This window comes from Roseateles sp. (assembly GCF_044373315.1).
Lineage (GTDB): Bacteria > Pseudomonadota > Gammaproteobacteria > Burkholderiales > Burkholderiaceae_C > JACDQM01.
In genome coordinates this window covers 1-7866 of record NZ_JBILQK010000129.1, presented here as the reverse complement: position 1 = coordinate 7866, position 7866 = coordinate 1, and the positions used below count along the sequence as shown (strand labels likewise).

The window sequence follows — 7866 nt, the reverse complement described above, 5'->3', positions numbered from 1 at the left end:
GCCCAGCCAGCCCCAGCTGCGCTCGGTCAGCGTCGCATCGCGCACCACTTCGCCGGTGACGCTGCTGACATAGAGCCAACGCCCTTCGGCGTCGCCTTCCAGCGCCACACGGTGCAGCGGCCGATGCACGTCCAGCGCGCGCGAGTGGGTCCAGGCATCCTCCTGCACTTCGCCCTCGTAGCGCGGCTGCGGCCCACCGCCGAAGTGGCGGGCCGCGGCGATGGCCTGTTCGGCCGTCACGCTGGCCACACGCTGCCCGTTCATCGCGTCCACGGCAGCCAGGGACTTGCGCCCATCGCCGAATATGTAGCGCGGCTGACCAGCCACTGTACTGAGCCGCCACTGGCTCAGCGATTTCAGCCCGGAGGCCTGGATCGCTTCATCCAGCGACACGCAGCAGCCCTGGCTTGGCAGTGGCGCCAAGCCCGCCAGGCGCTCTTGCGTGGTCAGCTTGGGATAGCCGACGTACAGCATCACCATGCCCGAGAGGAACCAGAGCAGCATCACCAGCGCCAGGGCAATGCCGCTCCAGCGGTGCAGCAGATACAGCCAGCGCTTCATGGTCAGAAGGCCCAGTCGATGCTGGCCTGGACGCTGCGCGGCGCACCCAGGTACGGCAGGCTAGCACTTACAGTCGCCGCATAGACCTGGTCGTTCAGGTTGTCGACCCTTGCCTTCAGCGTGGTGTTGCGATCCAGCTTCAGCGTCGCCTGGGCGCCCAGCAGGTGGTAAGCCCCATCCCACAGCGTGTTGGCCGTGTTGCCGAATCGGCGGCCCACATAGCGCCAATCCAGGCCGAGGCCCAGGGTGTCGAGCGGCTGCCAGTTGATCCAGGCGCCGGCCACCCAGGTCGGCACGTTCGGCGGCGTGTTGCCCGCGCGCGAAACCGTGCTGCTGCCACTGCTCTCGGCAAAGTTCTCGTAACGGGCTTTGGTATAGGCCAGCTGCGCCTGCAGGCTCCAGCGCTGCGCTGGCTGCCAACCGGCCGTCAGCTCGACGCCCTGGCTGCTCTGCTCTCCGATCGGGATCACGCGCGTGCGGTCCGCCGGGTCGGTCATCGAGAGGTTCTTGCGCCGGATCTCATACAAGGCCAGCGTGGCCTGCCCGCGCCCCTGGTCGAAGCCGAGCTTGGAGCCTACTTCAAACTGTCTGCCGCGCGTCAGGTCGAAATCTCGCAGTGCTGAGAAACCCGCCGTGGCAAGCAGGCCCGAGGGAGGGTCCGCCGCGGTGCTGGCCTGTGCGTAGACCTGCCAGTCTTTGCTGATGTCCTTCATCAGCCCCAGACGTCCGGTCATCGGCGTGAAGCGGGTGGTGAACAGCGCCGGGTTGGTGGCCGTGACGGTGCGGTGGTTGCGGACATCCAGGCTGATGCGATCCCAGCGCAGCGCGCTCACCAGCGCATAGCCACCGCCCAGCACAGTGCGGTTCTCGGCAAACAGCGCCAGGCTGCGCAACAGATTGGTGGCTCCGGGCGAATAGCCGCTGCTCATGCCCGGCAGCTGGTAGAAAAGCAGCTCGGCCGGCAGCGTGGCGCTGGTGGTGTCGAAGGGTCCGCTGACCGAGCGCGGGAATCGTGTCTGGCGGTTGTAGCTCCAATCCAGACCTGCGGCGAAATCCGAGCGCAGGCCCGCCAGCATGCCGCTGTGGCTCAGCTCGCTGCGGCTGCCCCACACCTGCTGGTCATGGCGCTGCAGCAGAGCTTCGCTGCGTTGCACCTGCGTGTTGGCATTGCGCAGCGTGTAGACCTCCAGGTTCTCGAACTCACGCAGTGCGTCGTAGTGATAGAGCGTATGGGTGAATCGGGTCTTGGGCGCGAGCTGCCACTCGGTGATCGAGCGCAGCCACTGCACATCCTGCTCGTAGCGGCCATCCACCACGTTGTAGTTGATACCCAGCAAGGCCGGGTTGAACTGCAATTCACCGCTCACCGTGCCATCCGCCGCGCGCTGCATCGGCGTGCCCCAGTAGGGACGGCTGACCTTTTCATGCTGCGTCTCCAGAGCCAGCGTGTGCGAGAGCGCAGCCGTGAGACGGGCGCGCCATGAGCCCGCCACCTGATGCGCCTCGCGGTCCGCGCCCTGCGTCCACAAGGCACCGTCGCTGCGCGCTGCATCCAGCCGCAGCACATGCCGGCCATCGGCCAGGTTGCGCTGCAGACCGAGCGCCACCTGCGGCCGGTCACCGACCGCAAAGCGCAGGCGGCTGTTGTCGCCACTTGCGTCTGCCAGCTTGGTGATCACATTGATGCTGCCGCCCACTGCGCCGGAGCCGTTCAGGAAGCTTGAGGCGCCGCCAATCGCTTCAACGCGATCCACGATCCAACTCTCCACCGGCCTGGCCGCAATGGCGTCGTACTGGACTGAAATGCCGTTGTAGAGCTGGGCCAGGCTGGACGCGCCGAAGCCGCGGTAGAAGACCGAGCCGGGGGAGCCCGGCTGGGCGGAGAAGCTGACGCCCGGCACGCTCTTCAGAATGTCCTGCGTGTCGACAGCGCCGCGCGCCTCGATGGTGGAGCGGTCGACCACGCTGACGCTGGCAGGCGTCTCGCGCAGGCTCAGGCCCAGCCGCGAGCTGCTGCCAGCATCCGCATCCAGCCCGGTCTGGGCCGCATGGCCGGTGACCAGCACGGCCTCAAGCGAGGCCTTGCTGTCGTTCTTGCTGGTGTCTTTTTTGTTGTCTTGCTGGGCGAGTGCGGCGGAGCTGGCCACGGCCAGGCAGGCCAGGCTCAGCAGGGAGAGGCGGGAATTCATGATGATGAAATGGGCTCAGGCTTGCACCGGCGCGAAGAGGAGCCTTCGAACGCACGGCGCTCAGGCCGTGTCAGCAATGACACGGCCCTGGAAACAATAAAACGGGAGGGAGGAAGTCGGGCGGCGTCAGACCGCCGGCGGGCCGCGCGCCTGGGCGCTCTGCCAGACGGCCAGCAGGCGTGGCGCCTGCCAGAAAGCCAGCGGCCGCAGCGCACGACCGGCGGGCAGGTCCAGGCGCGAGCCTTGCGGACCCGGCGCCCAATGCTGGGCGCCGGCAGGGTTGAGGCAGTCCGGGCAATGCTCGCCCCAGGCCGAGCCCTGCTTGCTCTTGTCGGCGCCGAGTTGCAGCGGCGCCAATGGATCGGCCTTCAATTCGGCCGATTCCAGCTGCAGCCAGCTGCTGCCTTGCGCGGTGCAGACCTCCACCCACAAGCTGCCCGAACGGGCCTGCAGCGCATGGGCAAGACCTGGAACCAGGGCCGCCCACAGCAACGCGAGCCCGGCCAGGACGGCCACGCGGCGTTGCAGGATGGAGGACATGCGCATGGCGAACGATTCTACGGGGCGCCAGCTCAGCGCGCCGACTCCGGCAAGCCAAAGATGCGATCAAACGCCCAGGTGAAGCCGATCGCGTAGAAGAAGAAAAACACCAGCACTGCCAGGTCGGCGAGGAAGGCCTGCCACAGCGAGATCTGCAGCCACCAAGCCATCGGCGGCACCAGCAGCAGCACCAGACCTCCCTCGAAACCGAGGCCGTGCAGCAGGCGCCGCTGCAGGTTGCGGCCCTTGACGCTCTGGCGCGCTTCCCAACGCTCGAACCAGCCGTTGAAGACATAGTTCCACAGCAGCGCCACCGTCGACATCAGCAGCGCCAGCCCCAGCGCAGAGCCGAGGCCTTCTCCGAATGACCAGGCCAGCGCCGGGCCGACCACGGCCACCGCGATGGCTTCGTAGAGAAGCGCCTGGACGACGCGACGGGTTCTCGGACTCATGCAGTGCCCTCGCTTCACTGCGCCGGGTCGCGGATCTCCCAGCGGATCTTGTCGATCTCGGCCAGCAGTTCCGGGGCCAAGGTGATACCCCGGGCCTCGATGTTCTCGTCCAGCTGGGCCTGGCTGGTGACGCCGATGATGGTCGAAGCCACGCACCAGCGCGTGTAACACCAGGCCAGCGCCATCTGCGTGGGCGCCAGGCCATGGGCGCGCGCCAGCGCGTTGTAGCGCTGCGCTGCAGCCAGCGATTCGGGGCGTGCCCAGCGCTGCTTCTTGAAGCTCTCGAACACCGACAGCCGGCCGCGCTGCGCTGGGTCCAGCAGGCCCTGCGCGTCGTACTTGCCGGTCAGCGTTCCGAAGCCCAGCGGCGAATAGGCCAGCAGGCCCACGCCGTGGCGGTGCAGCGCTTCGTCCAAGCCGTTGTCGACCACCCGGTTGACCAGCGAATAAGGGTTCTGCACCGAGACGATGCGCGGCAGGCCGTGCTGCTCGGCCAGGCGGACGAACTCGCCCACGCCATAGGGTGTCTCGTTGGACAGGCCGATGTGGCGTACCTTGCCGGCACGCAACAGCTGCTGCAGCGCTTCGAGCTGCTCGTGCATGCCGGTGACTGGCTGGTCCTTGGCGGGGTCAAAATACAGGCCGCCGAACATAGGCACATGGCGGTTTGGCCAGTGGATCTGGTATAGGTCGATCACCTCGGTCTGCAGGCGCCGCAGGCTGTCCTCGCAGGCCTGCACGATGTCATGCGCGCGCAGGTCGGCGCTGCCTTCGCGGATCCAGTTGTAGCCACGCGCGGGGCCAGCGACCTTGGTGGCCAGCACGATTTTGTGGCGCAGCCCCGGCCGCGCCGCCAGCCAGCGGCCGATAAAGCTCTCGGTGAGGCTGAAGGTGTCAGCGCGGGCCGGCACCGGGTACATCTCGGCGGTGTCGATGAAGTTGATGCCGCGCGCCACGGCATGGTCCAGCAGCACGTGGGTGGCGGCTTCGTCCACCTGTTCGCCAAAGGTCATGGTGCCCAGGCAGATGGGGCTGACGCTCAGGTCCGAGCGTCCGAGAGTTGTGCTTTGCATAGTGGCAGGGTCCTGCTCCAGGTCAGCCGGCAGTTTGCACCAGAAGACGAGAATGAAAAGATGTACATCGCACCGACGTTCTTCCTGAACCGCAGGCGCCACGGCGAGGCGGCGCTGCTCCGCGGGCTGGCGGCTCTCTTCCTCACACTGGGCTGCCTTAGCAGCCAGGCGGCCGGCCCGCTGGCGGCGCCCGCACCCGAGCTCTCCCACTGGTTCGACACCAGCGGCCGCCCCAACGCGCAGGCGCGCCTGGCCCTCGCCCTGCTGGCCGATGCACCCAGCCATGGCATGGTGGCCGAGGATTACCAGACGCCCGTCCTCGCCCAACTGATGGAGCAGGCCGACCGCGAGCCGTTGCCTGATGGCGACCGCCAGAGCCGGCTCGCGCAGGCGCTGACGGCGGCGCTGCAGCGCTATCTGCGCGATCTGCACCAGGGGCGGCTGGACCCGCGCCAGGTGCACCATGATTTCGAGCCCCCGGCTCGCAATGGATTCAACGCCGAGCTCCTGCTGGCGAGCGCCCTGCAGACGCGGCGCCTGAGCGAGGCCGTGCAAGCTGCCGCGCCGCAGCTGCCGCTCTATGGCCAACTGCGCCAGGCGCTGGCGCAGCTGCGCGCCATACCCGACGCCGCAGCCTGGGAAGCCCCGCTGCCCCCGCTGCCGCGCCTGGCCAAGGCGCGCGCCGGCGCGCCGCCCAAGCTCGAGCCCGGCCAGGCCTGGGCTGGGCTGCCGCTGCTGACGCGCCGACTTCATGCCCTGGGTGATCTTATGCAGACTGACCTGCCGCCGCCCGCGCTGCTGGACGGCCCGCTCCTGCAGGCGCTGCAAAGCTTCCAGCAGCGCCACGGTCTGGCGCCTGATGGCGTGATCGGCCGCGACACGCTCACCGCACTGGAGCAGACGCCCGCCCTGCGCGCACGCCAAGTCGAGCTGAACCTGGAGCGCCTGCGCTGGACACCGCTGACCCAGGCGCAGCGAATGGTGGTGATCAACATCCCGGAGTTCGTGCTGCGCGCCTATGAGGTCAGCGACGGCCGCATCGCGGTAAAGCAGACGATGAAGGTGATCGTCGGCAAGGCGATGGACACGCAGACGCCGCTGTTCGACGAGCCAATGCGCTTCATCGAGTTCAGCCCCTTCTGGAACGTGCCGCCCTCGATCGCCCGCAAGGAAAGCGTGCCGCGCCTGCGCCGCGACCCCGGCTATCTGGCGCGCGAAGAGATGGAGTTCATTCTGGCCGATGGTCGCATCAGCACTGAAGTGACGCCGGCGGTGCTGGCCGATGTGCTGGCCGGGCGCGCACGCATCCGCCAGCGCCCGGGGCCGAAAAACGCGCTAGGGGAGATCAAGTTCGTGTTTCCCAACAGCGAGCACATCTACCTGCACCACACGCCCTCGGTCGGCCTGTTCGGCCGCGAGCGCCGCGACTTCAGCCACGGCTGCATCCGTGTGGAGGCACCGGTCGAATTGGCGCTGTTCGTGCTGCACGACATGCCGCAGTGGAGCGAACCGCGCGTGCGCGAGGCCATGGCCGCCGGTCAGCTGCAGACGATCAAGCTCGCCACGCCGGTGCCGGTGCTGATCGCCTACGGCACCACCCTGGTCAAGCAGGGCCGGCTGTACGTCTATCCCGACATCTACGGACATGACCGCGTGCTCGACCAGGCCTTGCGCCAGCGCAAGCCCACCGACCTGATTCCAGCGAGGATCGAATGATGAACTCTGACGACCGCCACACCGCCAACCGCCGAGGCTTTCTGCGCCGCAGCCTCAGCTTAACCGCCGCCGGCACCCTGGCCGGTATGGCCACGGGCGGGGCCCGCGCCTCGGTAGGCAGCGGCGAACGCGCGCTGGCCTTTGCCCACGCCCACACCGGCGAACGCATCCAGATCGTCTATGCGGTGGGCGAGCGTTTCATCGACGAATCGCTGAGCCGGCTCAACCATTTCCTGCGCGACCACTACAGCGGCGAGGTGGGGCAGATGGACCCGCAGTTGTTCGAGCTGCTGCACCGCCTGCACGCGCGGCTGGGCGGCGTGGGCGCCTTCGAAGTGATCTCGGCCTACCGCAGCCCGGCCACCAATGCGGCGCTGCGCGTCAGTCGTGCCGGCGGCGTGGCCAAGCGCAGCCTGCACATGGAAGGCCGTGCCATCGACGTGCGTCTGCCCGGCGTACCGCTGGCCGCCCTGCGCTTGGCGGCACTGTCGCTGCGCGCCGGCGGCGTGGGCTACTACCCGAAGGACGGCTTCGTCCACATCGACACCGGCACGCCGCGCGCCTGGTGAGGCGGGCTTGCTGGCGACGGGACGGCCTTCAATGGCCGTGCCGGTGATGCGCATCCGGGAAATGTGCGTGGCTGTGTTCCAGAGGCTCGTGCCGATGCCAGTGGCTGTGGCGGGAGCCCGGCGACACGGGCTCGGCATGCGCGTGATCATGGTGCGGATCGCCGGCACCGTGCACATGGCTATGGCTGTGCTCCAGCGGCTCATGGCGGTGGGCATGCACATGGCGCTCGCTGAGGTGCAGCGCCACGCCGAGCGCCATCAGGGCGGCAGCCAGCGCCAGCGTCACTGTCATCGGCTCGCCCAGCACTAGCACTGACAGCAAGGCGCCGATGAAAGGTGCCAGCGAGAAGTAGGCGCCGGTGCGCGCCGTTCCCAGATGGCGCAGGCCTAGCACGAACAACAGCAGACTCAGGCCATAGCTGGCAAAGCCCAGCAGCGCCGCGGCCGTCACCGTGCCAGGTGCGGGCCAGTCGGCACCTGCGATCAGCGCGAGCAGCAGATTGGTTGAGCCGGCCGCGAGACCCTTGCTCATGGCGATGAAACCGGCATCGTTGAGCGCCACCTTGCGGGTCAGGTTGTTGTCCAGCGCCCAGGCCGCGCAGGCACCCACGACGGCGAGCGCCGGCAGCACGGACAGCTCAGCAGTCGGCCCGCCCGGCTGCGCCGGCCAGGCGATCAGCAGACCGCCGGCGACGATGGCCAGCATGCCCAGAGCGATACGCCTGTCGAAGTTCTCCTTGAAGACGAACCAGGCGAGCAGCGCGGT

7 protein-coding genes and 1 pseudogene are annotated in these 7866 nt (G+C 68.1%); 2 read left to right on the top strand and 6 right to left on the bottom strand.

Annotated elements, in window-relative coordinates:
- The 5 genes and pseudogenes from ACIQ67_RS18450 to ACIQ67_RS18430 all read right to left on the bottom strand — a co-directional run.
- Window positions 1-561 (bottom strand): annotated as a pseudogene (locus ACIQ67_RS18450) (PepSY domain-containing protein); the annotation flags it as partial.
- Window positions 562-563: 2 nt separating this feature from the next.
- On the bottom strand, window positions 564-2750 hold the full coding sequence (locus ACIQ67_RS18445) for a TonB-dependent receptor (protein WP_397535840.1): 2187 nt from the start codon (window positions 2748-2750) through the stop codon (window positions 564-566).
- 126 nt (window positions 2751-2876) lie between these two features.
- A complete protein-coding gene (locus ACIQ67_RS18440) occupies window positions 2877-3296 on the bottom strand; it encodes a DUF2946 family protein (RefSeq protein ID WP_397535839.1) in 420 nt (139 codons plus the stop codon).
- A gap of 26 nt (window positions 3297-3322) precedes the next feature.
- Entirely contained in the window at window positions 3323-3742 is a 420-nt protein-coding gene (locus tag ACIQ67_RS18435) for a PACE efflux transporter (RefSeq protein WP_397535838.1), read from the bottom strand.
- A gap of 14 nt (window positions 3743-3756) precedes the next feature.
- Window positions 3757-4815, bottom strand: a complete 1059-nt coding sequence (locus ACIQ67_RS18430; RefSeq protein WP_397535837.1) for an aldo/keto reductase — start codon at window positions 4813-4815, stop codon at window positions 3757-3759.
- A gap of 60 nt (window positions 4816-4875) precedes the next feature.
- On the opposite strand from ACIQ67_RS18430, the gene ACIQ67_RS18425 reads away from it, so the two are divergent.
- Window positions 4876-6531 (top strand): murein L,D-transpeptidase, encoded by a 1656-nt coding sequence (locus ACIQ67_RS18425; protein ID WP_397535836.1) that lies wholly within the window; start codon window positions 4876-4878, stop codon window positions 6529-6531.
- Complete coding sequence (locus ACIQ67_RS18420; protein ID WP_397535835.1) at window positions 6531-7100, top strand: DUF882 domain-containing protein; 570 nt, start codon at window positions 6531-6533, stop codon at window positions 7098-7100. Before ACIQ67_RS18425 ends, ACIQ67_RS18420 begins: the two co-directional genes overlap by 1 nt.
- Before the next feature lie 28 nt (window positions 7101-7128).
- On the opposite strand, the gene ACIQ67_RS18415 is transcribed toward ACIQ67_RS18420, so the two are convergent.
- On the bottom strand, window positions 7129-7866 hold a 738-nt coding region (locus ACIQ67_RS18415), incomplete at its 5' end, for an EamA family transporter (RefSeq protein ID WP_397535834.1).

What these genes read in the sequence shown, in the direction of transcription:
- ACIQ67_RS18420 (WP_397535835.1), top strand. Translation starts at nt 6,531, where the DNA reads ATGAACTCTGACGACCGCCACACCGCCAACCGCCGAGGCTTTCTGCGC.
- ACIQ67_RS18440 (WP_397535839.1), bottom strand. Translation starts at nt 3,296, where the DNA reads ATGCGCATGTCCTCCATCCTGCAACGCCGCGTGGCCGTCCTGGCCGGG.
- ACIQ67_RS18435 (WP_397535838.1), bottom strand. Translation starts at nt 3,742, where the DNA reads ATGAGTCCGAGAACCCGTCGCGTCGTCCAGGCGCTTCTCTACGAAGCC.
- ACIQ67_RS18430 (WP_397535837.1), bottom strand. Translation starts at nt 4,815, where the DNA reads ATGCAAAGCACAACTCTCGGACGCTCGGACCTGAGCGTCAGCCCCATC.
- ACIQ67_RS18445 (WP_397535840.1), bottom strand. Translation starts at nt 2,750, where the DNA reads ATGAATTCCCGCCTCTCCCTGCTGAGCCTGGCCTGCCTGGCCGTGGCC.
- ACIQ67_RS18425 (WP_397535836.1), top strand. Translation starts at nt 4,876, where the DNA reads ATGTACATCGCACCGACGTTCTTCCTGAACCGCAGGCGCCACGGCGAG.